The sequence below is a fragment of the Lacibacter sp. H407 genome (assembly GCF_037892605.1).
GTDB lineage: Bacteria > Bacteroidota > Bacteroidia > Chitinophagales > Chitinophagaceae > Lacibacter.
This window is the reverse complement of sequence record NZ_JBBKTU010000001.1, coordinates 30,429-56,014: the sequence shown is the minus strand read 5'-3', so window position 1 is coordinate 56,014 and position 25,586 is coordinate 30,429. Positions and strand designations below refer to the sequence as shown.

Sequence of the window (25,586 nt, the reverse complement as noted above, 5' to 3'; positions counted from 1 at the left end):
ATGCTCTACACCTTACATAAAAACATTCGCTCATCGTTTGCACTGGAAGCAGCAATAGCTGATTTGAAAAAAATCATTGCTCATCGTATGCAATCTCATTTCAACGGACAGCAAATTGATTTGCAACAATGGCTGCATGAACATTTGAATGGTACATTGTTAAAACAGGAAATTGTGCAACAGGTACCACAACTTCAACATCCGGATGAATGGATCATTTTAATGTTGGGCCTGGTGCCGCATATAAGTCCGAATTTTTTTGAAACGATCATTCAGGAGCATTTACCTGCCGGTGGCGATTTTGCCGAGTTTGGCGGTGTAAAAGGAACCAATCACCGAAGCATGTTACCAACAGGTGAAACGGCACAATTTATCATTGCAGGAACCCGGATAGAGGAGCGGTTGAAACTGCACCGCTATTTTGCAGAAGATCATTTTTTCTTTACACAAAATTTGTTGTGGCTGGAACCGGTTAAAGAAGGTGAACCTGTTATGAGCGGTCGCATTATTCTGGCGCAGGATCTGGTGGATAAAATTTTATTGAACAAAGAATCAACACCACGCTTCGGACTTGATTTTCCTGCCAAGCGTGTAGTAACAGAAATGAACTGGAACGATGTAGTGCTCAATCAACAAACAGCACAGCAGGTAAATGATATCAGCACCTGGCTGCAACATCATCATCAATTGTTTGAAGATGAAAATTTAAAACGGAAAGTAAAACCCGGGTATCGTGTTTTGTTTTACGGGCCATCCGGAACAGGAAAAACATTAACTGCAGCTTTGCTGGGAAAAGAATTTCAGAAAGAAGTATATCGTATTGATCTGTCGCAGATCGTTTCAAAATACATTGGTGAAACAGAAAAAAATCTGGAGTCGGTTTTTCGCAGAGCCGAATCAAAGAACTGGATCTTGTTTTTTGATGAAGCAGATGCATTGTTTGGCAAACGCACCAGCGTACAAAGCAGTCATGATAAATATGCCAATCAGGAAGTAAGTTATTTGCTGCAAAGGGTGGAAGATTATCCCGGGTTACTCATCCTCGCTTCCAATTTCAAAACCAATCTGGACGAAGCGTTTCTTCGCCGCTTTCACGCAGTGATCCATTTCCCCATGCCCAATGCTGCAGAACGCTTGCAATTATGGCAAAAAGCTTTGCCAGCATCTTTGCCTCCCGATAATACGGTTCAATTGCAGGAACTGTCCAGGCAATACGAAATGAGTGGTGCATCAATTCTCAATGCGGTGCAATTTGCTGCGTTGAGTGCGTATGCAGCCAAGCAATCCTTTCTCAGTAAAGCTCATTTGCTAGATGGCATCCGTAAAGAGCTCATCAAAGAAGAAAAGTCACTTTAACAGCCCGTTCATCATTTAAGTTTTTGTGCACACAATTTTTAAAGATATTTACAGCTCAAAATCAAGAGCATGTATAGAAAATTTTTAATGATTGTTGCCATTGTTTTGTCAGGATTTATGCTGGTTGCACAGCCTAATCGCTGGCAACAGCGGGTGAAGTATGAGATGGATATTGATGTAGATGTAATGACGAACCGTTACAGCGGTAAACAAAAACTGGAATACACGAACAATTCTCCCGATACATTAGATAAGTTGTTTTATCATTTGTACTGGAATGCATTTCAGCCAAACAGTATGATGGATACCCGTAGCCGTGAGTTAGGGAAAACAAGAGTGGGTAATCGTCCCGATTGGGATGCACGTGTGCGTGACCGGATTCTTAACCTCAAGGAAAATGAGATTGGCTATCAAAAAATAAAATGGTTGAAGTTGAATGGCGTGTTGCAAAAAACAGTTGAACACGAAACAATTCTGGAAGTACAGTTAAGCAAACCGATTCTTCCCAAACAAAAAGTGATCCTTGAAATGGAGTGGGATGCACAAGTACCGTTGCAGGTGCGTCGCAGTGGGAGAGATGCAGCAAACGGAGTTAAGCTTTCGATGGCACAATGGTATCCAAAATTATGTGAGTACGATAAAGATGGCTGGCATCCGAATCCATACATTGCCCGTGAGTTTTACGGCGTGTGGGGCGATTTTAATGTAAACATCAGCATCGATAAAAATTTCATCATTGGTGGCACCGGTTATTTAACCAACGCCAATCAAATTGGATATGGGTATGAAGCAAAAGGCACAAAAGTAGTGCGACCTGCCGGCGAAAAACTTACATGGAAATTCACTGCACCCAATGTGCACGATTTTGTATGGGCTGCTGATGCAGAATACAAACATATTGTTCGTCAGGTAAAAAATGGTCCAACCATTCATGTGTTGTACAATCATGTGCCCGGTAATCAAAAAAACGAAGACGACTGGAAACGTGTAGCTGATGCAGCTGAACTGGTGTATCCTTTCATTGCCAAAACATTTGGTGCCTATCCCTATAAGCAATATACATTTTTACAAGGCGGCGATGGTGGAATGGAATATCCCATGGCTACGTTGTTGAATGGACCGGGACTTGGTACGGTGTTTCATGAATGGATGCACACCTGGTACCAGATGCTGATGGGTACCAACGAAAGTTTATATGCATGGATGGACGAAGGTTTTACCGATTATGCAACTGACCGTGTAGCCAATTATTATTTTACCGAAATGGCAAAGCGAAATGGAACAACGCATAGCGATACCAAACTCCCGAAATTCCATGGCGATAATTACAGCAGTTATTTCAATCTGGTGAAAAGCCAATTGGAAGAACCCATGACAACGCATGCTGATCATTTCAATACCAACTATGCCTATTCCATTGCATCGTATTCAAAAGGAGCTGTGTTTCTTTCGCAGTTGGGTTATATTACCGGTGGAGATGTGCGTGATAAAATTCTGTTGGAATATTACAATCAGTGGCGTTACAAACATCCGGATGTAAACGATTTTTTACGCATCGCCGAAAAAGTAAGCGGCTTGCAACTTGATTGGTACAAAGAATATTGGGTGAATGGAACCAAAACCATTGACTATGGCATTGACAGTTTGTGGGAAGAAGGCGGCAAATCGAAAGTGCGCATCAAACGCCTTAATGAAATACCGATGCCGATTGATCTGGTGGTCACCTTCAAAGATGGTACACAGCAAATGCATTATATACCGGCCTATTTGATGTTCGGACAAAAGCCTGCTGAAGATCAACTGCCACGTACGGTTTATCCTGCATGGAAATGGACACACACGTCGTATATAATTGAATTTGATAAACGCTTAACGGAATTAACTACTGTTGAAATTGATCCCTCGCACCGCATGGCGGATGTAGATCGGAAAAATAATAGGCTGGAGTTGAAGTGGTGATAACCGAACTGTAAATTGATATTCATAAAAAAGGTTGATAAGTTGGTTGGCGTTTGCCGGCTTACTTATCAACCTTTCTTTTTTTATAGTTTGTGAATTGGAATTTTATCTCCCGTAAAATTTATTCACAGCTTCCACACGATTATTAACGTGCAACTTTTCATAAATATGGTATACGTGCTTACGAACCGTTTCTGCACTGATGTTTAGTTCTTTGCCGATCTCTTTATAAATTTTTCCTTGTGCCAGCCATTCAAGAATTTCTTTTTCACGGCGTGATAACATAGCAATGTCTTCTGCTTCAATGTGCGCAGTGGGAGCAATGGCTTCCTGTACAGGAAGATCTTTAAAAGCAGTCACTACTTTCATAGCTATCTGGCTGCTCATGGGTGCACCGCCATCAACCAACTCACCGATGGCATCTAATAATTTTGCCGGCGATGATTTTTTCAGAATATAACCGTTTGCTCCGGCACGTAAGGCATCAAAGATCTTTTCATCCTCTTCATAAATTGTACACATCATGTACAAAATTTCAGGAAACTGTGGTTTCAATTCTTTTACGATATCAATGCCGTTGGTAGAACCCAAACCAATATCCATCAACACGACGTTTGGTTTCACTAACGGAATTTTTACAATCGCTTCTTCACCCGATGAAAACGAACCGGCCAGCGAACAGTTTTCACTCAACTCAATGATCTGCTCCAACGCCTGTCGGATGTCCGTTACATCTTCTACAATACAAACCGAAATTTTACTCATACTGCAAAGTTGACGATTATAGAGAACATGAAAAATACCACGAAGCGGTAATAGTGACAAACGGCAGGCGAGCTTTGATGGTGTAGTGGCACTTGAAAAGAGTGGCAAAATATCAACACAATTGCGTTGTAAGCAAACTGGCAATCAGCGTTTTACCGACAACACATACTTCTCTTTAAAAAACTCTTCCGGGAACAATTGGTCAATTTCCCAGATAAGCGGGCTGAGGCCACTTTCTTTGATCTCTTCTCTCAGGTCACCTCCTTTCAAACAAATGAGGCCACCATACACCGGTTCATCAAATGCATTGGCCGATTTTCCCTGTCCTTTTGCTTTGAGTATGGGCAAACTCCAATGCCAGAGATCACGCAAGGGAGCAACGGCACGGCTCACTACAAAATCAAACTTGCGGTTTTCGATCTGTTCGGTGCGTGTATGTTGTGTGGTCACATTTTTCAAACCAATGGCTGTTGCCACTTCGTTCACCACTTTTAATTTTTTATTGATGCTGTCGGTTAAATGGAATTGTACATCCGGAAAAAAAATCGCCAAGGGAATGCCGGGGAAACCACCACCGGTTCCCAAATCACAAATTTGTGTGCCGGGTTGAAAATCAAATACGGCTGCAATGGCCAAGGAATGCAGCACATGTTTTTCGTAAAGGCTGTCAATGTCTTTGCGTGAGATGACGTTGATCTTGTCATTCCATTCTTTGTATACCGCTGCAAGTTGCTCCAATTGCTGCAACTGTGTGGGCGTAAACTCTGTAAAATATTTCCGGACTATTTCCAATTGGCTCTTGGTTTTTTAAATAATGTAGTTGCAAAGAAAAGATAATAAAACCATTGCCAGATATCCAGCAAGGGATATAACCAGAACAGATCTTTTTCGTCGAGCTTGTTCATAGTACGGTAGTAAATGATGCCTTGCACAATTAACCGCAATCCAAATACACTTAATGTGATCCACCAATTGAAAAATAATATACTGGCTGCCATCAAAGGATAAAACAATACATGCGATAATGAAAATAAACCTAACAGCAATTTATGCGATGCTTTGTAATATTTGCTGGTAGTGTAATGTCGTGCCTTTTGGCTGCGCCATGTACTCCATCTTGTTTTTGGTTCAGAGAGTGTAAATGCATCCGGATCTATTACAATGGCAGTATTTTTTTTAGTCGCTACTTTATTGATGAACAGATCATCATCGCCACCTGGTAATTGACTGTGCGATGAAAATCCTTTGTTGCGAAAGAACAGTTCTTTTTTGTAAGCAAGATTGCGGCCCACACCCATGTAAGGTTTGCCTGCCAATGCATATGAGAAATATTGCAACGCACTCAGGTATGTTTCAAAGCGGATGAGTTTATTCAGCAGGCCGGGTTTTTTCAGGTAAGCACCATATCCCAATGCAATTTCTTTTCCATTGGAAAATGCATGTTGCATGTGTTCGATCCATTGTTTGCTGGCTGGTTTGCAATCAGCATCGGTCAACAATAATAACTCGTGCTTGGCTTCTTTAATACCAACCGACAATGGAAATTTCTTTCCGTGAATATGTCTTGCCTCCTGTTTTAATTCAATAGGACGAAGATTGCGGAAGGGTTTTGATAAATACTCCAGTACATACTTGCTGTCGTCGAACGAATTATCATTCACCGCTACTACTTCAAATGTCGAAGGATATTCCTGTTGTAAAATATCGGGTAAATTCTCAGCCAGGTTTTGTGCTTCATCCCGTGCACACACAATTACCGACACGGCATGCTGCATGGAACTTTCCTGTTTGGGGCTTTTATAAAATGCCAAACGAATAAAAAAGTACAGGTAATAAAACAGCTGTACTGCAGTTATCAAACAAAAGCTGATAAATAAGATTTCGGGCCAGTGCACACTCATAAGCAGCTGCGAAAATATTGCATTGTAAGGAAATGTGAAGGGAATATTACAGACGATGTGTGAACAAGTAGGAAGTAGATAGTTGGCAGTGGCTCGCAGCTCACAGCTAATAGCTCACCGCTTCTTCCATTATCTTTGCGCCCTATGGCGGCTTTACAGTTTCAGTTACAACATACCGATCAGCAATCAAAAGCAAGAGCAGGGGAGATCACTACCGATCATGGGACCATTCAAACACCCATTTTTATGCCGGTGGGCACAGTTGGTAGTGTAAAGGCACTCACCATTGAGCAATTGAAGCAGGAAGTAAAAGCTGAAATTATTCTCGGTAACACGTATCACCTGTACCTGCGTCCGGGAACTGAAGTGCTGGAAGCAGCGGGTGGTTTGCACAAATTCAACGGTTGGGATAGACCGATCCTTACCGACAGTGGCGGCTATCAGGTTTTTTCATTAGCAGGTAACCGGAAGATCAAAGAAGAAGGCGTGGTTTTTCAAAGTCATATTGATGGAAGCAAACATTTGTTTACACCAGAAAGCGTAATGGATATTCAGCGCAGTATTGGTGCTGATATTGTAATGGCGTTCGATGAATGTCCGCCTTATCCCAGCGATTATAACTATGCAAAGAAGTCGATGGAGTTAACGCATCGCTGGTTAGATCGTTGCATCAAGCATTTTCAAAACACGCCTGATAAATACGGATACACACAGAATCTTTTTCCGATTGTACAAGGAAGTACCTATAAAGATCTGCGAACTGCGTCTTCACAATTTATGGCCAATGCAAATCTAACGGGTTGTGCCATTGGCGGATTGAGTGTGGGCGAGCCGGAAGAAATGATGTACGAATTTACAGAGTTGTGTTGCGATGAATTACCCGTGCAAAAGCCACGTTATTTAATGGGTGTTGGTACGCCATGGAATATCCTCGAGTGTATTTCTTTGGGAGTGGATATGTTTGATTGTGTGATGCCAACACGCAACGGACGAAATGCCATGCTCTTCACCAGTAAAGGCGTCATCAATATCGATAACAAACGATGGGAAAAAGATTTTTCTCCGTTGGATGATGGCATCGATTGTGAGCTGAGCAATTATTACAGCAAAGCATATCTGCGTCATCTCATCAAAGCAAAAGAAATTACCGGACTTACCATTGCCAGTACACACAATCTTGCATTTTATTTGTGGCTGGTGAAGCAGGCACGGCAACATATTATTGCCGGCGATTTTGTAAGCTGGAAAAAAGAGATGGTGGAAGTGATGAAGACGAGGTTATAAGGTTTCATTTCTCCAGGGCAAATCAGCAGCGCCTTTTTGCAGATCATTTAATGGAATCGATTGGATCCATTTTTCCAATACAGGCATGTAATTCGAAAAGTTATGCGGCAGCTCCAGATCAAATGTTGTTTTGATCTTTTTATTCAGCAGTTGATGATGACAGAGATAATACTTCAATGTGTTTGCATTGAGGTCGGAGAGAGGTAATAGTTTGGATGCCAACTGTAAGATCGATTGCGGTACTCTCACGGGAATGTTTTTTTTCGCAGCCAGCATTTCCCAGGTACGCTCAATTACTTCACCCAATTGATGAACAGGGTCATCAGTAATATTGTAAATCTCATATTGAATTGCTTGTTTTGCATGTATAATTTCCTTTGTTGCCAGCAACAGGTTTTCAATATTTGTCAGTGAAATTGTATAATCTAATTTGGCAGGCAACACAAGAAAAGGGCCTTTTTTCAACCGAAGAATACGTGGCATCAGTATCCGGTCGCCGGCACCATATACAGCTCGTGGCCGTATGATAGTAATTTTTGTTGCAGTGGATGCCTGTTGTTGCAACCATTGTTCTGCTTTGAATTTCGAATAGCCGTAGGCAGACAGTTCTGTCTCATCTATCAACTCATCTTCGGTATGCAGCAATCCATTAGGAGGGTACACAGAGGCAGATGAGAGATAAATAAAATGATCAGCTTTAATATTACTGAATACATTTTTTGTGCCTTCTGTATTTGCCTGCAGTAAATTTTGAAGTGATTCTTTATCCGATGCTAAACCTGCACAATGAATGCAAACAGTTGCTTCCAACGGAGGAACGTTACCAGCAATATCTACCGATTGATAGCTTGCATATTGCAACAAGTTCGAATGCGGTTCTTTACTTCGGCCCAATGCCAACACCTTATAACCCAATGCTGAAAAGTAGCGGATGTAGGCAGCGCCAATAAAGCCGGTAGCTCCTGTTATGATGATGTCGTAAGCGATGGCAGTTGTTGTTTAATTTGTTCTGTTAATAATTGCTGATCGACTTTCTGTTGACGGCCTGATTTTGGAATCGGCTGAAAAATAATATGATCCGGCAATGCATCTGAATCAATTGCATGTTTGCCACTCGTTAATTCCTTCATCAACGCTTTTTCTGTTAACGATTTATCGGCGTCAACAACAAGTATTACCCGTTCATCATGTATGGCTTCATCGTACAATCCCATCAGGCACACATCATTCACACCATTAATTTGTGCGATAGTTGTTTCATACAGGCCGGGATAAATATTTTTATTCGCCCGGATGATCATATTCTTTTTTCGTCCTCTCATCACAAATCTTCCCTGCGGATCTGTTTCAACCAAATCACCGGTGGCGTGAAATTCGTCGGCTTTCTGTAAATGAAAATAACGTTTGTATAAAAGCGGCGAGCGAATGAATAGTTCGCCATCTTCTGCAATTTTATACTGCATCGCTTCCAATGGCTTTCCTAACAAATCGCCTTTTCCTGTATAATTTATTTTTTCGTCACCATCTACGCTTGCCACAACCAGGTTCTCTGTCATTCCATACAAACAGGTGATTTTTGCATTGCTGAATTTTCGCAGCTCGATCAATAACGGTTTTAGTACCGGTGCCGATCCGAGAATTAAATGCTGCAGACTTTCCGGAAAAAGTTGATCGGTTTCTTTACAGTAATTCATCAGGTCACGATATTCAGCAGGTGGTCCGAATAAAGTAGTTATGTGATGTTCTTTGATAAATGCAATTCGTTCTTTTGGTACTGTGCTCTCTTTCCAGAAATACGTTTTATAGCCAGTCATCATACCAATTAATGCAAACTGAGGAAGATGTGTTACCATCGATGCCTGCTTGTTTGAGTCAAATAAACCGGCTACCGTTTTTAAGCTTTCAAACAAACTGTTCATGGTATGCACCACTGCTTTGGGTTCTGCTAAGGTGCCTGATGTGTACACAACAACCAGTTCATCATCTTCCTGCGATTGACTAAAATCAACAGCAGTGCTTTCCGAATACTTCAGTTTGTAGTGGCGTTGCAGCAATGGCAACCACATACCCGTTGCAAATATCGTATAGCTGGTTGAGTAAGGGATATAGAACGCACCTGTTTTTCTTTTTTTATAGAGATAGCGAACAACAGGATGTTCTTGTAGCAATAACAAACGACTATCGATAAATGCCCACTTTGGTTGAAACTGTTTCAGCTTGGATGCATATCGTTGATTGCCCATATGTGGATCAACCAAAGCCGTTTTTGTTCGCAAGTGAATCAAGGCCATAAACAACACTAAAAACTCAGTTCCCACATCGCATGCAAGTAATACATGATCGCCTTTTCTGATTCCTTTTGCAGCTAAGTACGCAGCAAGATTTTTACTTTTCGCAATCAATTCGGCTGCGATTAATGTTTTATGTTGATGAATACATACCGCATAATTGGCGGGCAATTGTTCAAGCAGTTGTAAAAAAGGAGAGTGATACAGCATGCTACACTTTCATTAGTTGTACCGAAATATTAATACCTGCTGCCATACCCAACAGCATTACAATATTCCCTTTCTGCAAGCGGCCTTCCAGCAGCGCCTGTTGATAGGCGATGGGAACAGATGTAGCTGCTGTATTACCAAAGAGATGAAATGTTTGCATGATCTTATTTACATCATACGAAAGTGTTTCAGCTACCATGCGGTACGTATCTTTTGAAACCTGGTGCGTGCAAATAAGATCAATATCATTCACGGTAAGTCCGGCTTCTTTTATACAATCTTTTACAAAGGGCGGAGCAATCTCGTAAATCACATTTTTCAAACCAAATGTATCGCCGCTGAAAACGAGTTTGCTTGCATCGCTCGGATACATGGAGCCACCGCCTTCAATACGACAAAGATTCCAATGCTCTCCAAATGTTTGATGACGCTGAAAAATGAATCCCTTATCATCGGTTGTTGTAGTTAATAGCAAAGCAACACCTGCATCGCCAAATGAGTATGCAGCAAAATGATCTTTGATGGTTTCTTTTTCAAGATTGGTATATTTTATACTGTCACTCGTTTTTTCGCCACTAACAATCAGAATGTTTTCATAACTGCCTTGCAGCAACAATGCACTTGCAATTTCAATAGCATTGGTTACACTGTTGCAGGCGTTTTTCAGATCAAACCCGGGGCATTTTAATCTGAGTTTTTGTTGTACAATGTTTACGGTGGCAGGTTCAATTAAATCGCCGGAAGCAGCAGCGAAAATCAACAGGTCGATTTTTCGGTTTGGAATTTTTTCAATGATCTTTTTTGCAGCAGCCGCCGCTAAATCAGAAGCCTGTTCATTTTTTTCTGCGTAATAACGTGTTTCGCTTCCAATCATTTTTTCCAACAAGCCGGTTTGTATTGGAAATCCACCGGCACGTATTCTTTCTTCTACATGATCGTTGCTGATACGTTCATCGGGTAAGTACGATTCAATATGTTCGATAAAAACACGCTTCATATTTTTGCAGCAAGAATGCTTCTCCACAGGGGTTTTGTAATAAAATTGAAGCCGTTGAATTCCTTCACAAATTCAATGATCTCATCCAGATAAAACTCGCCGAACTTTTGTTTGAGATGTTTACGGGCAATGGTTGCATACTTACCCGGATCATTTACGCCAATCGCTTCAAAATTTTCTTTCGTAACATACAGCGAACGCATGTACCAGATATTGAGCAGCACTACAATACTGAATGCTGTTCGTTTGAAGAAACCTGCATTGTCTGTATAATGCTTCATCCAGATTTTGGTGTAATGAATATGTCGCCCTTCTTCAATGTGATGCAGCTCCGATACTTTGCGGATTGGTTCAAATACAGCCGGCGATTTACGGATCATCTTTCCATAAATATCTGTTACCAGTTCAACCGCCAGTACCGAAATAAACTGGTAAGAGGCCGGCATATACCTGCCGTGGAAACGACCAACAAACTGATGAAACTTCGACAGCCTGATCTTTTTACCATTCAATAAACGAATGGCTTTGGCAAACATATCCTGGTGGCGGAACTCTTCAATTAATTCTTTTACGAGATAGCGGTATTCAACCGAGTCGGGCGAAATTTTCAACAATCGTTTGTTGAAAATAAAACAAGCCAGTCCTTCGGCCCATGCATAGGAATACATTACCTGTACTACTTCGTGCCGGCCCAATTCTCTTTTTTGTGTTGCTGAGAGTGTATCAAATAAAGGATGCCCCTGCAGCGATACAAGTTCCTCCGGCATCAACAGTTCTTCTTTCTCCTGCATTTGCCAGGGAATAAACTCATCGGGTAAAACGGCATTGGTTTCACTTAACCGGATCAGCCGTTCCACTTTTTCAATATCAGCTGTTGTTATCATTGTGAATTTATTATGGGATTGCAACGGGTATTCGTTGCTAAAATTACCTTATTTAAAAGTAGCAAAACAAGGGCGCCTCTCGTTTGCAAATTTTACAATTGGCTTTATTTTATTTGGCTGAATTTGCCACTGCCTCGGGTTAAATGGCTGTTTGTTTGCAATTCTAACAGTTTCTTTTCCAATTTCTGTCCTTACTTTGCAGCCACTGATGAAAATCCTTGATTGGTACATATTAAAGTCGTTTTTAAAAACCTTCTTTTTCCTGCTGTTGATCTTTTCGTTGATCACACTGGCCATTGATGCCAGCGAAAAAAGCGAAGATTTTGTACGGAGTGGTTTGGGCTTCAGCGATATTGTTACCAAGTACTACTATGGATTTCTTCCCCACATCATTGCCCTTTTGTTTCCGGTATTTGTATTGATTGCTGTGGTGTTCTTTACATCAAAACTTGCACTACGTAGTGAAGTGGTGGCCATGTTGAGTGTGGGCATGAGTCTGGGTCGTTTTCTTCGTCCGTATTGGGTGGGTGGTATTTTTCTGGCAGTGTTGCTGGGTTCCGCTAATCATTTTTTGATTCCCGAAGCCAATATCATTCGCACCAACTTTGAAAACAAGTATGTAGATATGGGAAATATTGCCAAACAGCAACGGCAGTATCTCAACAATATTCATTTTCGGGTTGATACCTATACGTATGCCGGTATGCGGAATTATGATACAACCGCTAAAATCGGCAATGGTTTTTTTCTGGAAAAAGTAAAAAACAACCAGGTGTATTACAACCTTCGCTCCGAAACCATTATCTGGGATACGGCAAAGAAGCAGTGGAAAATGGAGTCGGCCATTGAACGGAAAATTGACGGGTTAAAGGAAGAAGTAAAAATGCTTTCGAACTATTATCTCAAAATGGGTTACTTGCCAACTGATATTTCGGAAGATGATTTCAAAAAAGATAAGTTGAAAACGCCTTCGTTGAACCGTTTCATCAAGCAGGAAGAAACACGTGGATCAGAAGGCATCAATGCCATCCGGTTTGAACGTTACCGCCGTGATGCAAGTGCTGTATCTGTAATTGTAATGACGATGATCGCATCTATACTGGCGTGTCGTAAGATCAGAGGTGGAAGTGGCTTTCATCTGGCATTAGCGTTCATTATGGGGGTTTCATTTATCATTATCGATAAATTCTCCATGGTGTTTTCAACCAAAGGAAACCTGCCACCTATGATTGCTGCGTGGATCCCCAATGTGCTGTTTGCCATCGTAGCTATCTGGCTGTATAAACGGGCTCCGAAATAAGAAAAAGTTCATCAACTTTTCATCTTCTCTGTTGTTGTGAAACTCTGGATTGGCTACCTTTGGACGATTCACTTGAAAGCAGACCATTGCAACGATAAACTTCAATTATAAACAGTACAATCATGGGCATTATTAAAGAGAGGTTCAAGGAAAAAGCTGATGCAGCGAACGTGGAGATCAAAAACCTGTTGAAAGAACATGGTAATAAAGTGGTGGGAGAGGTTACTCTGTCGCAGATCTACCAGGGGATGCGTGGTATTACAGGTCTTGTTACAGAAACTTCCTTACTGGATTCACAGGAAGGGATTCGTTTTCGTGGATTTACCATTCCTGAATTGCAACAAAAACTTCCCAAAGCCCCCAAAGGTGAACAGCCGTTACCTGAAGGACTGTTTTATTTGATGTTGACTGGTGATTTGCCCGATGATACAATGGTGAATTATGTTACGGACAACTGGCAGCGTCGCAGTCATGTACCGAACCATGTATTTGATGCGATTGATTCGTTACCGTTGCACACACATCCCATGACGATGTTTGTGGTAGGTGTAATGGCCCTGCAAACAGAAAGTGTGTTCGCTAAAAAATATGGCGAAGGGATTAATAAAAAAGATTACTGGGAGCCGGTATTTGATGATGCAATGACGCTCATTGCCCGTTTACCACGTATTGCTGCGTATATCTATCGCCGTAAGTATAAGAATAGCGAACATATCCATCCGAATGGTTTGCTCGATTGGGCCGGTAACCTTGCACACATGCTGGGTTACGAAGACCAAGGCTTTATGGAACTGATGCGTTTGTATATGACCATCCACGCTGATCATGAAGGCGGCAACGTTTCCGCTCACACAACTCACCTCGTTGGTTCTGCATTGAGTGATCCGTATTTGAGTTATGCTGCAGGGATGAATGGTTTGGCTGGTCCGTTACATGGATTGGCAAATCAGGAAGTGATCAAATGGATTTTTGAAATGCAGGAAGCACTCGGAACAGATGCGCCTGATAAAGTTCAGATTGAAGAATATGTAAAGCAAACCTTAAGCTCCGGTAAAGTGGTGCCGGGTTATGGCCATGCGGTATTGCGTAAAACTGATCCACGCTTTACAGCACAAATGGAATTTGGCAAAAAACATATGCCCGATGATAAATTGGTGAATACTGTTTGGAATATTTATGAAGTAGTACCGCCTATTTTACAATCGTTAGGAAAAGTAAAAAATCCATGGCCGAATGTCGATTCGCACAGCGGAGCGTTACTGGTACATTATGGCATGAAGGAATATGAATACTACACCGTATTGTTTGCAGTAAGCCGTGCATTAGGTGTAATGGCCAGTTTGATTTGGGACAGAGCATTGGGCTTCCCGTTAGAACGTCCAAAATCTGTTACAACTGACCTGGTGAAATTATGGCTCGATGGAAAAGATAATATTTGGGGTGATTAATTGATTCATCTGACACACTCGTCGGATGCATAGTGAAAAGTATATTTAAAGCCGTTTCTTTTTTGAAGCGGCTTTCTTCTTTGTATTGATCATTGATATCTTCAACCGCTTTGCTTCCTCCTGCCAGTTGGCTGCAGTTAGTAAAACCTCCTGTATATTTTTTGTTTGAATTTCTTTTTTGTTACGGATGATGACCGACGCTACCATCACTCTGTTACGTAATTCAAGTTGCGGCAACACATCAATCAAATCTTTTCCACGGCACAATCCAAGATCAATTCCATCACTCACTTCATTTAAGTAACAGAACATGCCATGATAATGATAGAACGGTATTTTGAAACTAAGTTTTTCCTGTACATGCGGAACAACGGTATGAATCAGTTCACGAAGCTGTTCTGATATTTCCCGTTTTTCATCGGAAAGGCTTTCGATGTATTCATCTACAAGGCGGTTCATGCAACAGGCGTACGATTATAGTTTGAATTGTTTGATGAGTTTTTGCACAGATGCTTTTGTTGTTTTTAATTCTTCCACCTGTTGCAGAATAAACGAATTTTCACTCAGCTTTCCTGTAACGGTTTCCATTTCTGCTTCTGTTTCGTACACCATTTTGCGGAAAGGATTGCTATAGTCTTTTGCCCGTGATTCTTTAATGCCGTTCACCATCCATTCTTTAGTAGAAAGATATTGCTGCAATGCAGTTTTCAATGCTGCTTTTGTCAATTGCTTTTCACCTGTCAATTCAAAATACGAAGCCAATGCATGCACTAATTTTCGAGTGCTGTAAGCTTCGCCTTGGGATTGATACCATTTATGGATCGCCTCCCAGTTTTTCAGTTTGTTTGTAGTGATCTTTTGCTTGAGTTGTTCGTAAGCCGTTTCTTCAACTAATTGTCCACCGATGTTGATCCAGCTGTTGCGTTTTTGTTTTTTGGGAAGCTGTGCAAGCAATGCATCCACCGTTTTAATTTGATGTGTTGTTACAAATTGCAACAACTGCTCCATTGCGTAATACACGATCAACTCTTTGAAGATCGTATAGCTGCGTTCAACTTTCAACAACTGTACTTTTCGTTTACTGTTTTCAAAACTATCAGCCAATATTTCTAATTGTGCAATGCGTCGATCATTTTTCTCCAATGCTTCTTTGCCTGCTTTGCTGTAAGCTGCATCTGTTGATGTGCTGTTGAGTTTCTGATCGGCTAGCAACGCTTTTCCTGTTGCCAGTTCCATCAAACGCAATGCGTCAAATAATTCATTTACACTATCGGGTGCAAGAAAATCATATTCCAACACCTGTGTTTTATGGTCCCGTTTATCCCGATCAATATATTTCCATGCGTTACGGGCCAACGCATACATGTTATACATGAACCAATAGCCGGGCATTACCTGCAACTGATTATTCGATTCATCATTACTCACCAATGAAAAAGGAACCGGTATATTCATTTCAACCGGATAATCTCCTTTTGCAAGTAATGTATAGGTTGCAAATTTTGAATTGTGTTTGATGCTTACACAGAGCCCCGGCCAAAAACCACGTCCTGCGATCAACTCGCCATCGGCACTGCGGCTGTTGTGGTTACTGCCCAATGTAGCACCGGCTGCAATATTACTTTGCCCCATGATTGTGGCCGCACACAAGAAAGAGTTGTTGTGATGCTGTTCATGTGCGGGGAAGATGAGTGAGTTCAAAACTTCGCAACAAGAGATGGTTGCATTATTGCCAAGATAAGAGTTGATCAACCTTGCTCCGTATTTCAATTGCGAATGTGAAGCCATGTAAAAACGTACTGCCTTTACACCGTAGAAGGCTTTGCATCCTTCGCTCATAATACCATTCACCAGTTCGCAACCTTCACCCACCTGCGAACTTGCACCGGGATAAGAATTGATCGTAAGGTTTTTTAATTTAGTAGCACCTTTTAAATAAGCATCGCTGCCGATCCATACATCTTTGATGATGGAACAACTTTTGATCACCGTTCGGTCGCCTACTTTTCCATAGTAGCCACGCAGTTTATCAAACTTAAGTTCAGTAAAATCTTTTAGTTTTTGCTGCAGCAACTTGTTATCTCTGTTGCGGCTCCAGATCCATGCATCACCGGGCAACATTCCATTGAACGGAATGATCTTTCGCCCTGCATTTTCATTACATACTTCCAGCCAGATGCGGATCTTTTCATCTTCTCCCTGTTTTAAAATACCATTACCGAATTTAGCATAATTGGTAGTGCCCATTTCATGTACATTGGTAATGATCACTTCGTTGCCAATGATGTAGTGGGAGAGATAGTGCACGTTATCGATTACAACATTGTCGCCAAAATCGCAACTGATGATGGTACTGTTGTATAAACCTACCTGTAGTTTTATGGAATGAAATTCCAGATAGTAAGGTTCCAGTTTTCCAATACGTACCAAACCAAAAAACTTACAGTTCTTCACCAGCTCAGGATTAAATGCATCGGATACAAGCAGGTTGTTCCAGTTATCGGATGCATTGCGGTTTCGCACCAATACTTCTATTTCCAGCGCTGTTAATTTGCGATAGTTGATGCCACTCCGGTTTTGTTTATTGCGGAGATAGTATTCATCTTTCCCTTTTGGGAGATGGGCAGCAGGAATAAAATCGTAACCAATGCCGGAGATCGGTTGTTTGTTGATGGGATTCATAAATGAAAGTTGCAGGTTTCAGGTTGCATGTTTCAGGTATAAAAGTTTAAAGTCGCAATAACGTATAACCGGGAACTTGCAACCAGTTACAGTTATTCAACCGTCACACTTTTTGCTAAATTCCGTGGCTTATCTACATCCAATCCTTTTGCCACACCAATATAATAGGAGAGCAGTTGCAATGGAATTACACTCAATATCGGTGCAACAATTTCATCAGCCTCCGGCACAAACATGATATCGTTGCTCATGGTTGGGATTACTTCATCGTTTTCAGAAACAACGGCAATCACCTGACCTTTTCTTGCTTTGATCTCCTGGATGTTACTCACAATTTTTTCGTAGTAAGGATCTTTGGTCGCAACAAATACAACAGGTAGTTTTTCATCCACCAATGCAATAGGACCATGTTTCATTTCTGCAGCCGGATAACCTTCTGCATGAATGTAAGTGATCTCTTTCAGCTTCAAGGCACCTTCAAGAGCGACAGGGAAATTATATCCACGACCGAGGTATAAGAAATCACTGGCATCTTTATACTTCAATCCGATTTCTTTTACTTTATCGGAATGCTCCAGCAACAGTTTCACTTTATCAGGAATTTCATGCAGTTCATTCAACAGGTGCATATAACGGTCATGCGTAATGGTTCCTTTTTCAAGAGCGATCTTTAAGGCAACCATGGTTAACACTGCTAACTGTGCTGTGAATGCTTTGGTACTTGCTACACCAATCTCAGGTCCGGCATGTGTGTAAGCACCTGCATGCGATAAGCGGGCAATGGAGCTGCCAACAGCGTTCACTACACCAAATATAAATGCGCCTTGTTCTTTTGCTTTGTCAATGGCAACAATGGTATCTGCTGTTTCACCACTTTGCGAAATGGCTATGATCACATCGCCTTTGTTGATCACCGGGTTACGGTAACGAAATTCAGATGCATATTCTACTTCAACCGGAATGCGGCAGAGTTCTTCAAAAATATATTCAGCTACCAATCCTGCATGCCAACTGGTACCGCAAGCGATCATCACAATACGTTGTGCATTTTTCAGTTGCTCCATGTTGTTCTGTACGCCGGCCATGGTAATAGTGCCTGCAACAGGGTCTAATCGTCCACGCAAACAATCATAGATCGTATGCGGTTGTTCATTGATCTCCTTGATCATGAAATGATCATAACCACCTTTTTCAATAGCCGCCAGTTCAAGGTCAAGCTTTTGAATATATGGAGTGATCTTTTCGTTACCGAGATTTTTCAGAATGAGCTCATCAGCTTTTACAATGGCGAGTTCGTAATCATTTACATACACTACTTCTTTAGTATATTCAATAATGGGAGACGCATCGCTTGCAAGAAAGTGTTCATTTTTTCCAATTCCAATTACCAATGGACTTCCTTTACGTGCTGCAATAATGGTGTCAGGAGTATCTTCATCGATCAACAAAATAACATAAGCACCTACTACACGTTTTAATGCAATACGCACGGCTTCTTCCAGCGAGCATTCGTTGTTGGTTTTAATATCTTCAATAAAGTTGAGCAGTACTTCTGTATCGGTATCGCTTTTAAAACTGTATCCTTTTTTCAGCAATTCATTTTTAATGGATACATAGTTTTCAATAATGCCATTATGGATCATCGCCAGCTTTCCGTTGTTGGAAATGTGTGGATGTGCATTCCGATCGCTGGGTTCACCATGTGTTGCCCAACGGGTATGTCCAATGCCTATATGTGAGTGCAGATCTTTGCCAATTGCTTCTTCTTCAAGCTGGGCCACCTTGCCTTTCTTTTTGTAAACGTTCAATCCATTGTTCAGTAATGCCACACCGGCACTATCATAACCACGGTATTCCAGTCGCTTTAATCCTTTCAGTATTACGGGATAGGCTTCCCGTGAACCGATATATCCAACGATTCCACACATATTGATCAGTAGTTTGTTTAGGTTGCAAAGATGCAAAAATATGCCTAAGGGTTGCCCATAAATATTCATGCAGCAGTTTATGCACAGATGCAGCTTTTTACAGCTTTCACATTTCTTTATTAATCAGAAATGCGATTGCAGCATCAATAGTATAGAAAAGGGAGAAAACGAGGCGATTGGTTGATCTGTTAAACGACTGGATCATGAACAACTACATTCACATTGCTGCTATACTTGACCGGCCCGATTTGCTGGAGAATATGGTAGAACAATTAGCGTACCGTCATTACGATTTGGGGTATGGTCAACAGCGTGTACCTCTTGACAGTGAAGCATTGGAAACTTCTTCATCAACTATTTATTTGAGCGGAACGGTGGCATTTGATGAAAAAGGTGAGCACCTGGAAATTCCTTTTATTACAAACTTTCTGTTTACCTGTGTGAAGGGAGCAGATGATGTTTATAAGTTAAGCTGGAGTACATCACTGTCATAAAAAAGCCCCGTAGTTAGTACAGGGCTTTGAGTATTAGTTATTCTTCTTCTTAAACGGCCACCATTTCTTTTTGGTGCTGTCTTTCTTCGGATCGTTTGTTGCCGCAGGTTTTGTTGGATCTTTTTTCGTATCCGGTTTTTTCTCCTCCTGCTTTTTTGCTTCCTGCAATACTTTCTGTTCTTCTGTCAGTTGCGATTCAGGTCCAAGTGTTGCATCGGGCGTAAGGTTCAAGTCACCGTAATCGGAAGATGTTCCGTTTCCTGCATCCGGATTTTCTGCATCAGGCTCATTGCGATACCTGTCTGCAAAGTTTTCGTAATCCATGAACGATTCCACCTTCATGCTTTCCGGTTGTACAAACTTTGCTTCTTTGGTAATGCCCAATGTTTTATCAGCCAATACTTTTTCAAAGAAGTAGCCCCAGATCGGTAAGGCAGTTCGGTTACCTTCGCCCACCATTTTCAGAAACGGATCATCACAACCAACCCAACCACCGGCTAATAACTGTGGCGTATAACCGATAAACCACGTATCGGTATTGCCGTTCGTTGTTCCTGTTTTACCACCAATTTCTCCGGTAAGTCCCATACCACGTAAACGACGTCCGGTACCAATATCAACTACGCCCTGCATCATTTTCACCATAGTGTAGGCAGCAGCTTCACTCATTACTACTTTTTGTTCAGGTGCATAGGTTTGTAAAATATTTCCATTACGGTCTTCAATACGTGTTACATAGATCGGCTGTGTGCTCATACCATTTGTCGGGAACATGGTATAACTCTGCAGCATTTCATATACGCTGATGTCTGCACTACCCAACGCAATAGATGGATAAGGAGGCATTTCACTTTTGATACCTGCGCTCTGTGCAAAATTGATGACACTCTTTACACCGAACTGATTCATCAAATAAGCAGCACCGGGATTGTAGGAATAAGCTAAACAAATTGCCATTGGGCCACCTTTACCTGAGATCATTTTACCACCCAAATTAGTTGGTCCGGCAGGTAATGGTGTTTCAGGTGTAAAACCATTTTCAACAGCATGTGCATACAACAATGGTTTAAAGGTTGAACCTACCTGTCGCTTGGTGTTGATGTTAACGTGATCGAATTTAAAATTCTTAAAGTTTACACCACCTACCCATGCTTTTACTTCGCCGGTAAATGGATCCATCACCATAAAACCAGTTTGAATGATCATTTTGTGATAACGCACAGAATCGTACGGCGTCATGGTTGTATCGGTTTCCCGTTTACTGTTCCATGCAAATACTTTCATTTTCGTTTTTGTGTTGAAGGCTTTTCGAATGTCTTCGTCACTGATTCCGGCAGCGGCCATTTTACGCCAGCGGTCGCTGTCTTTCATGGCACGTTCAATAATATTTTCATGCCCTTTCCAGATGCTGTTGTTTTTGATCCATGGCAAAGTCCAGTAATTTTTTTGCAGTGCACTCATGTGTTTCGATACAGCTTCTTCTGCATACAACTGCATGCGTGGATTGATGGTGGTATAAATTTTCAACCCATCACGATAAATATTGTACGTTTCACCATTTGCCTTTTTGTGTTCTTTTGCCCACTTCTTCATCTGATCACGCAACACATCACGGAAGTAAGGAGCAAGCCCTGTGCTTTCATCTAATTTTTTATACTTCAGGTTGATGGGTTTGCTTTTCAGTTTTTCACCTTCCTCTTCTGTTACAAATTTATTACGCACCATATCGTTGATCACCATATTCCTTTTTTGCATGGCTCTTGGCGGAAACAAACGGGGATTGTATGCATAAGGTGCATTCACCATACCAATCAATAACGCAGCTTCATCTACTGTTACCAGCGATGGTTCTTTCTGAAAAAATGTTTTGGATGCATTACGGATACCGAATACGTTATCACTGTATTCAACGGTATTCAGATAGAGTGCAATAATTTCATCTTTGGTAAAATTGCGTTCAAGTTTTACGGCAATGATCCATTCCTGGATTTTTTGGAAAACCCGCAGTACTTTGTTTTTTGCACGGCCGCCAAACAGGTTCAACGCCAACTGCTGCGTAATGGTAGAGCCACCTCCATCGCTGCCAAACTTCATGACAGCTCTGGCCAACGCACGGCCATCAATTCCGGAGTGATTATAAAAACGTTCATCCTCAGCTGCAACGAGTGCATTCACAACATTTTTTGAAATGTCTTTGTATTCTACGTTGGTACGGTCTTCCATATAGAATTTTCCCATGAGGGTACCATCTGAAGCAATTACTTCGCTGGCTAGCGAAGCGGATGGATTTTCAAGCTCTTCAAGGGAAGGCATTTTACCGAGCAAGCCGAAATTGGCGCCAATTACCAGCACTATGAAAAGTCCGAAGCCAATAAAAAAGGCACGCCACAAATATTTGATTGGTTTACGCATAAGATGAGTATGAGATGCAGAGTAGAGCAAATTCAATACCAGACAAATCTATAACAATTCAGGGAGTACAATAAAGCAAGAAATCTTAAAATTTATCTTTGATGTATTGACGAAGGAAAAGCTTGTATTCCTCCATATTCTTCCTTGTTTTGAGCAATTCGAGGTTGCGGTCGGAAATAATGATGAAACTGTATTTTAGTTCAGGAAGCCATGGAACGATCTGCCGGGCATTCTTTTTCCATTCTTCCATATAACCCAATGCGGTGGTAACATCAGAAAACAGCCCCATTTCCATCCAGGTATTCTCTTTGTCGCCCACATAAATTTTCAACGGAATATCTTCACCGCTGTGTGATGATGAGTTGTAACGTTGGTAAGCCGTTCTTGCTTCTGTTAAATACACTTCATCCACTTCATCAAAATACATCATGACCGTATAAGGATCGGTTGCATTGTAGATGTAAACCATTTCAATTTTTCCTTCTTTCAATGGTTTAATGGCAGTGGTATCCATACCCGGCTTATTACCAATGGTTACTTTACCTGCATTGCTGCGATCATTTTTTTCAAGTTCCGTTTTTTGAATCGGAGCAACAGGCCTTGTTATGTTCGCATTGTTTTGTGTTGGCTGATTGCCGATTCCTATTTTATTAGTTGAATCTTTTTTGATGTTCTGTCCAACCTTATTCACCAGCGGGCCTTCATCAAACGGCATCACAACACTATCTTCCGTTTGGCGTACAATATTGGTGCGGGTGAGATAGTCTTCAATTTCTGTTCGGCGGGTAACTACATCTTTCATCACTGCAGCTTTTTCAGCCATCGGTGTGCCGGGGAAATTTCGTTCAAGATTGGTAAGCGTCAGCATAGCGGCGCTATCATTTTTTTGTTTGATGTGAAAGAGCGATTCAATATAGAGTAACTGTGGTGTCCAGTATGAATTTCCATAAATCGAATCAGCCAATCGCTTTTGTTGCTGCGCTTCATCATATTTACCGGAGAGGAAGAGATCGTAAATAGTTTCGTAAGCAATCGTCTTTGCGTCTTTTACCGGAGCCGTTGGATTTTTCGATGCATTAATTTTCTGTACCAGATCTCCGTTCGGATATTTCTTATTCAACTGATCCTGAAAGTAAGCGGCCTTTTGTTTGTCGCCTGTTTTGGTATAACAGTAATACAGTTCAAACAATACTTCCTGTTCTCTCTCATAATTACCAAAGCGTTTCCATATTTCTTCAAATACAACAGCTGCCTGTTGATAATCTTCCAGTTGATTTTTATAGATCTGTCCCTGATCAAATAATGATTCTGCTATTTGTCTGTTCGATTCGAGTAATAATTCTTCGGTAAGAGGTAAACGTTTTTTCAAACCTTCCACACTTAATTCATCTGCGGGAATTTTATCAGGTTCTATACTCAATACTTCGTTTGCATTACTTGCATATTGTGGTGCCTGCGATGGTGGTTTTGCTGCATCAACCGCATCTTGCCGGCGCCAATTATCAATATTCGGACGGTTGCCCCATCTGCCTTTAAATTCACTAAACCCTCTTGACTTTTGTGCTGCATTATAAAAATACCAGCTGTTACCACTTCCTGCATTGTTGAAGAGGGGAGTGTTATCGTTAGGGTTGTTTGCGGTTTGCGTAGGTGTATAAACAGCTTCTTCTTTTAACCCACGTTCTTTACGGATTTTGCGTGCCAATGATTTCAGGTAAGCATCCATTTCTTTCTCCGGCATTTTTGCAACAGCCTGCAAACTGTCCTGTTGTTTTACAACTGTGATCAGTTCTACCAATCGCTTCAACATTTGTTGTTTGATCTGCAGTTGTGCCGCATTTTCAGCAAAGGCAATATCCTGAAAATTCACACTATCGAGTGAGTTGGAAGCAAGTGTATAATCTCTGCGTGCATACGCCAGATCAGCCAGTTTTACAAAGGCTTTGTTTTTAACCGATGGATTTTCTGTTGTATAAGAAACACTACGTTTCAATAATGTGATAGCTTGTGTTGTATCGCCTTTCTGCAAGGCCATATCGGCTGCCGCATAGAACAATACATCTTCGTATCCATCAAACCGTTCTTTGCGTGACAGCTTTAGCAGATCGGCCAATGTTTCAGTTACTGCATCACCACCTTCTTTCCGTAATAATTGTGCTTCATAAATACGGGCATGGATATATAATACAGGATCAGTAGTGTGCGATTTTGCTTTGTTGAAAAAAGAAGAGGCCAATTCCGGTTGATTGGTTTTTGCATACAACTGTGCCAGTAAATATTCCCAACGTGCCAGTTCTGTTTTATCGGCTGCTTCACCCAACGCATCTTTCAAATAAAATGCTGTGCTGTCCCATTGTTCCTGTTTGTAAAACGTATACGCCTGTACTTCATTCAACTTACCATGCAATCGTTTTGGAAACAGGGGATCTTTTTTCAGCAGGTTGATCAAACTATAGGCTTCCGGATACAGATTGTCTTCTGCATAGGTTCTGGTGAGCCATATCAATGCATCGTTCCGGCTTGGCTGATGAGAGAATGCTTTGTGTACAATGCCGTTCTTTTCTTTTGTTGCAATATTGAGATCACCTTTTGTGGAGCGATCGTTGGAACCCACCACAATAATATATTCGTCCTTATCTTTTGGGAAGAAGTTGTAATTAATAAATTGAAAAATGCGGTAGGCCGAATCGAATTTCTGCCAGTAAAAATAACTTTGACCGATGAGCAGATACATGTTATCGATATAGCTGTTGCGCAGATCGTGCAACACAATACCGGCTGTTGCTTTCAAGATCACCGAATCCAATTCCATCGAATCGGCAGCGGTAAAATCAGTTGAGTAGTTATAAAAGGGCAGGAGTTGTGTGTAATCGTCCCGATGGCTCAGTTTTGCTTTTTCGAGGATGGCGTTGATCTTATTAACAGCGTTGTAATGAAAATTATATTCTGTTACCATGCTCTGATAGAGACGGCGGGGCAGTGTGAATTTTTTGTCGTCGGTTTTTTCCGATCCCAATACTTTGTTCTCGTATTTTACGGGTTTTACTAACGGAAGAGTAAAATCCGGTTGTGCCGATGCAGAAATGCAGCCCAGCAGTAGAATAATCAGTATCCGGTTGAATTTAGAAACAATAATTGGCTGCATGCAGGCGTTGGGTCGTTTTTCTTAATTAACTCAATACGGTCAAAAATATTTTAATTAAAGGTAAAATCAGGAAGAAATTATTTTTTTACCCCTCTTAAACGCTAAATTTAGACCTCATTTATAGTATGGCAAAACGAATTGATGCAGAAAGTACACTGAAGCGCTTACGGAATCGCTACCGGTTGGTGGTGATGAATGATGATACGTATGAGGAAGTGGTAACGTTTAAATTATCCAGATTGAGCGTTTACATCACTCTTAGCACCATTTTTGTATTGTTGGTGGGATTGACTGTAGCGCTGATCACGTTTACCAACCTGAAATATTATTTACCGGGCTATGGTTCACAAAGTCAGCGGAAGGAATTGATCTTCTATAAAACAAAAATTGACTCTTTGGAGCGGTCGATGTTATACAAAGATCAGTATCTTGACAATCTGAAAAAGGTGTTATCGGGCGATGTAAAAACCACAGCGATGGATACAACCACCCTGAAAATGCCGGAAGTAGAACGTTCAACGCAATAAAAACCA

19 protein-coding genes are annotated in these 25,586 nt (G+C 41.2%); 7 read left to right on the top strand and 12 right to left on the bottom strand.

The window, feature by feature from the left end; translation table 11 throughout:
- The gene (locus tag WG989_RS00265; protein ID WP_340426489.1) at window positions 1-1,356 is read left to right on the top strand and encodes an ATP-binding protein; all 1,356 of its coding nucleotides are present in this window, start codon (window positions 1-3) and stop codon (window positions 1,354-1,356) included.
- 69 nt (window positions 1,357-1,425) lie between these two features.
- Window positions 1,426-3,315 carry a M1 family metallopeptidase gene (locus WG989_RS00260; RefSeq protein WP_340426488.1) on the top strand — a complete coding sequence of 630 codons (1,890 nt, stop codon included), beginning with the start codon at window positions 1,426-1,428 and terminating at the stop codon, window positions 3,313-3,315.
- A 105-nt stretch (window positions 3,316-3,420) separates the two neighbouring features.
- Here WG989_RS00260 and WG989_RS00255 read toward each other — a convergent pair whose 3' ends face one another.
- The 3 genes from WG989_RS00255 to WG989_RS00245 form a co-directional block, all read right to left on the bottom strand.
- Complete coding sequence (locus tag WG989_RS00255; RefSeq protein WP_340426486.1) at window positions 3,421-4,080, bottom strand: response regulator; 660 nt, start codon at window positions 4,078-4,080, stop codon at window positions 3,421-3,423.
- A 144-nt stretch (window positions 4,081-4,224) separates the two neighbouring features.
- Window positions 4,225-4,872 (bottom strand): 16S rRNA (guanine(527)-N(7))-methyltransferase RsmG, encoded by a 648-nt coding sequence (gene rsmG, locus WG989_RS00250; protein WP_340426485.1) that lies wholly within the window; start codon window positions 4,870-4,872, stop codon window positions 4,225-4,227.
- The gene (locus WG989_RS00245; RefSeq protein ID WP_340426484.1) at window positions 4,863-5,939 is read right to left on the bottom strand and encodes a glycosyltransferase; all 1,077 of its coding nucleotides are present in this window, start codon (window positions 5,937-5,939) and stop codon (window positions 4,863-4,865) included. Before WG989_RS00245 ends, rsmG begins: the two co-directional genes overlap by 10 nt.
- A gap of 186 nt (window positions 5,940-6,125) precedes the next feature.
- Here WG989_RS00245 and tgt point away from each other — a divergent pair, with 186 nt between their 5' ends.
- Entirely contained in the window at window positions 6,126-7,265 is a 1,140-nt protein-coding gene (gene tgt, locus WG989_RS00240) for a tRNA guanosine(34) transglycosylase Tgt (protein ID WP_340426483.1), read from the top strand.
- Here the strand turns inward: tgt and WG989_RS00235 are convergent.
- The 4 genes from WG989_RS00235 to WG989_RS00220 are packed head-to-tail and all read right to left on the bottom strand — an operon-like array spanning window position 7,260 to window position 11,644.
- A complete protein-coding gene (locus WG989_RS00235) occupies window positions 7,260-8,180 on the bottom strand; it encodes an NAD-dependent epimerase/dehydratase family protein (RefSeq protein WP_340426482.1) in 921 nt (306 codons plus the stop codon). The genes tgt and WG989_RS00235 overlap by 6 nt on opposite strands.
- A gap of 50 nt (window positions 8,181-8,230) precedes the next feature.
- Complete coding sequence (locus WG989_RS00230; protein WP_340426481.1) at window positions 8,231-9,763, bottom strand: class I adenylate-forming enzyme family protein; 1,533 nt, start codon at window positions 9,761-9,763, stop codon at window positions 8,231-8,233.
- Window position 9,764: 1 nt separating this feature from the next.
- Window positions 9,765-10,760 (bottom strand): 3-oxoacyl-ACP synthase III family protein, encoded by a 996-nt coding sequence (locus WG989_RS00225; RefSeq protein ID WP_340426480.1) that lies wholly within the window; start codon window positions 10,758-10,760, stop codon window positions 9,765-9,767.
- The gene (locus WG989_RS00220; protein WP_340426479.1) at window positions 10,757-11,644 is read right to left on the bottom strand and encodes a diiron oxygenase; all 888 of its coding nucleotides are present in this window, start codon (window positions 11,642-11,644) and stop codon (window positions 10,757-10,759) included. Before WG989_RS00220 ends, WG989_RS00225 begins: the two co-directional genes overlap by 4 nt.
- Window positions 11,645-11,852: 208 nt before the next feature.
- Between WG989_RS00220 and WG989_RS00215 the strand changes: the two genes are divergently transcribed.
- On the top strand, window positions 11,853-12,944 hold the full coding sequence (locus WG989_RS00215) for an LptF/LptG family permease (RefSeq protein WP_340426478.1): 1,092 nt from the start codon (window positions 11,853-11,855) through the stop codon (window positions 12,942-12,944).
- 122 nt (window positions 12,945-13,066) lie between these two features.
- Window positions 13,067-14,392, top strand: coding sequence for a citrate (Si)-synthase, eukaryotic (locus WG989_RS00210; RefSeq protein WP_340426476.1), 1,326 nt, complete (start codon window positions 13,067-13,069; stop codon window positions 14,390-14,392).
- Window positions 14,393-14,437: 45 nt separating this feature from the next.
- Here the strand turns inward: WG989_RS00210 and WG989_RS00205 are convergent, their stop codons facing one another.
- The 3 genes from WG989_RS00205 to glmS form a co-directional block, all read right to left on the bottom strand.
- Window positions 14,438-14,851 (bottom strand): DUF1801 domain-containing protein, encoded by a 414-nt coding sequence (locus WG989_RS00205; RefSeq protein WP_340426475.1) that lies wholly within the window; start codon window positions 14,849-14,851, stop codon window positions 14,438-14,440.
- 15 nt (window positions 14,852-14,866) lie between these two features.
- Entirely contained in the window at window positions 14,867-17,074 is a 2,208-nt protein-coding gene (locus WG989_RS00200; RefSeq protein WP_340426473.1) for a DUF4954 family protein, read from the bottom strand.
- 92 nt (window positions 17,075-17,166) lie between these two features.
- A complete protein-coding gene (gene glmS, locus WG989_RS00195; protein WP_340426471.1) occupies window positions 17,167-19,002 on the bottom strand; it encodes a glutamine--fructose-6-phosphate transaminase (isomerizing) in 1,836 nt (611 codons plus the stop codon).
- Between the two features lie 203 nt (window positions 19,003-19,205).
- Here glmS and WG989_RS00190 point away from each other — a divergent pair, with 203 nt between their 5' ends.
- On the top strand, window positions 19,206-19,496 hold the full coding sequence (locus WG989_RS00190) for a hypothetical protein (protein ID WP_340426469.1): 291 nt from the start codon (window positions 19,206-19,208) through the stop codon (window positions 19,494-19,496).
- A gap of 33 nt (window positions 19,497-19,529) precedes the next feature.
- On the opposite strand, the gene WG989_RS00185 is transcribed toward WG989_RS00190, so the two are convergent.
- Window positions 19,530-21,908 carry a transglycosylase domain-containing protein gene (locus WG989_RS00185; RefSeq protein WP_340426466.1) on the bottom strand — a complete coding sequence of 793 codons (2,379 nt, stop codon included), beginning with the start codon at window positions 21,906-21,908 and terminating at the stop codon, window positions 19,530-19,532.
- Between the two features lie 85 nt (window positions 21,909-21,993).
- Window positions 21,994-25,053 carry a type IX secretion system periplasmic lipoprotein PorW/SprE gene (gene porW / locus WG989_RS00180; RefSeq protein WP_340426465.1) on the bottom strand — a complete coding sequence of 1,020 codons (3,060 nt, stop codon included), beginning with the start codon at window positions 25,051-25,053 and terminating at the stop codon, window positions 21,994-21,996.
- Between the two features lie 125 nt (window positions 25,054-25,178).
- On the opposite strand from porW, the gene WG989_RS00175 reads away from it, so the two are divergent.
- Window positions 25,179-25,580 carry a hypothetical protein gene (locus tag WG989_RS00175; RefSeq protein ID WP_340426464.1) on the top strand — a complete coding sequence of 134 codons (402 nt, stop codon included), beginning with the start codon at window positions 25,179-25,181 and terminating at the stop codon, window positions 25,578-25,580.
- Window positions 25,581-25,586 lie beyond the last annotated feature (6 nt).

Bases quoted from the DNA above. Each gene is read 5' to 3' on its own strand.
- WG989_RS00205 (WP_340426475.1), bottom strand. From the start codon at position 14,851: ATGAACCGCCTTGTAGATGAATACATCGAAAGCCTTTCCGATGAAAAA.
- WG989_RS00190 (WP_340426469.1), top strand. From the start codon at position 19,206: ATGAACAACTACATTCACATTGCTGCTATACTTGACCGGCCCGATTTG.
- WG989_RS00220 (WP_340426479.1), bottom strand. From the start codon at position 11,644: ATGATAACAACAGCTGATATTGAAAAAGTGGAACGGCTGATCCGGTTA.
- WG989_RS00185 (WP_340426466.1), bottom strand. From the start codon at position 21,908: ATGCGTAAACCAATCAAATATTTGTGGCGTGCCTTTTTTATTGGCTTC.
- WG989_RS00260 (WP_340426488.1), top strand. From the start codon at position 1,426: ATGTATAGAAAATTTTTAATGATTGTTGCCATTGTTTTGTCAGGATTT.
- WG989_RS00210 (WP_340426476.1), top strand. From the start codon at position 13,067: ATGGGCATTATTAAAGAGAGGTTCAAGGAAAAAGCTGATGCAGCGAAC.
- WG989_RS00230 (WP_340426481.1), bottom strand. From the start codon at position 9,763: ATGCTGTATCACTCTCCTTTTTTACAACTGCTTGAACAATTGCCCGCC.
- WG989_RS00265 (WP_340426489.1), top strand. From the start codon at position 1: ATGCTCTACACCTTACATAAAAACATTCGCTCATCGTTTGCACTGGAA.
- WG989_RS00175 (WP_340426464.1), top strand. From the start codon at position 25,179: ATGGCAAAACGAATTGATGCAGAAAGTACACTGAAGCGCTTACGGAAT.
- tgt (WP_340426483.1), top strand. From the start codon at position 6,126: ATGGCGGCTTTACAGTTTCAGTTACAACATACCGATCAGCAATCAAAA.
- WG989_RS00255 (WP_340426486.1), bottom strand. From the start codon at position 4,080: ATGAGTAAAATTTCGGTTTGTATTGTAGAAGATGTAACGGACATCCGA.
- glmS (WP_340426471.1), bottom strand. From the start codon at position 19,002: ATGTGTGGAATCGTTGGATATATCGGTTCACGGGAAGCCTATCCCGTA.
- porW (WP_340426465.1), bottom strand. From the start codon at position 25,053: ATGCAGCCAATTATTGTTTCTAAATTCAACCGGATACTGATTATTCTA.
- WG989_RS00215 (WP_340426478.1), top strand. From the start codon at position 11,853: ATGAAAATCCTTGATTGGTACATATTAAAGTCGTTTTTAAAAACCTTC.
- WG989_RS00225 (WP_340426480.1), bottom strand. From the start codon at position 10,760: ATGAAGCGTGTTTTTATCGAACATATTGAATCGTACTTACCCGATGAA.
- WG989_RS00200 (WP_340426473.1), bottom strand. From the start codon at position 17,074: ATGAATCCCATCAACAAACAACCGATCTCCGGCATTGGTTACGATTTT.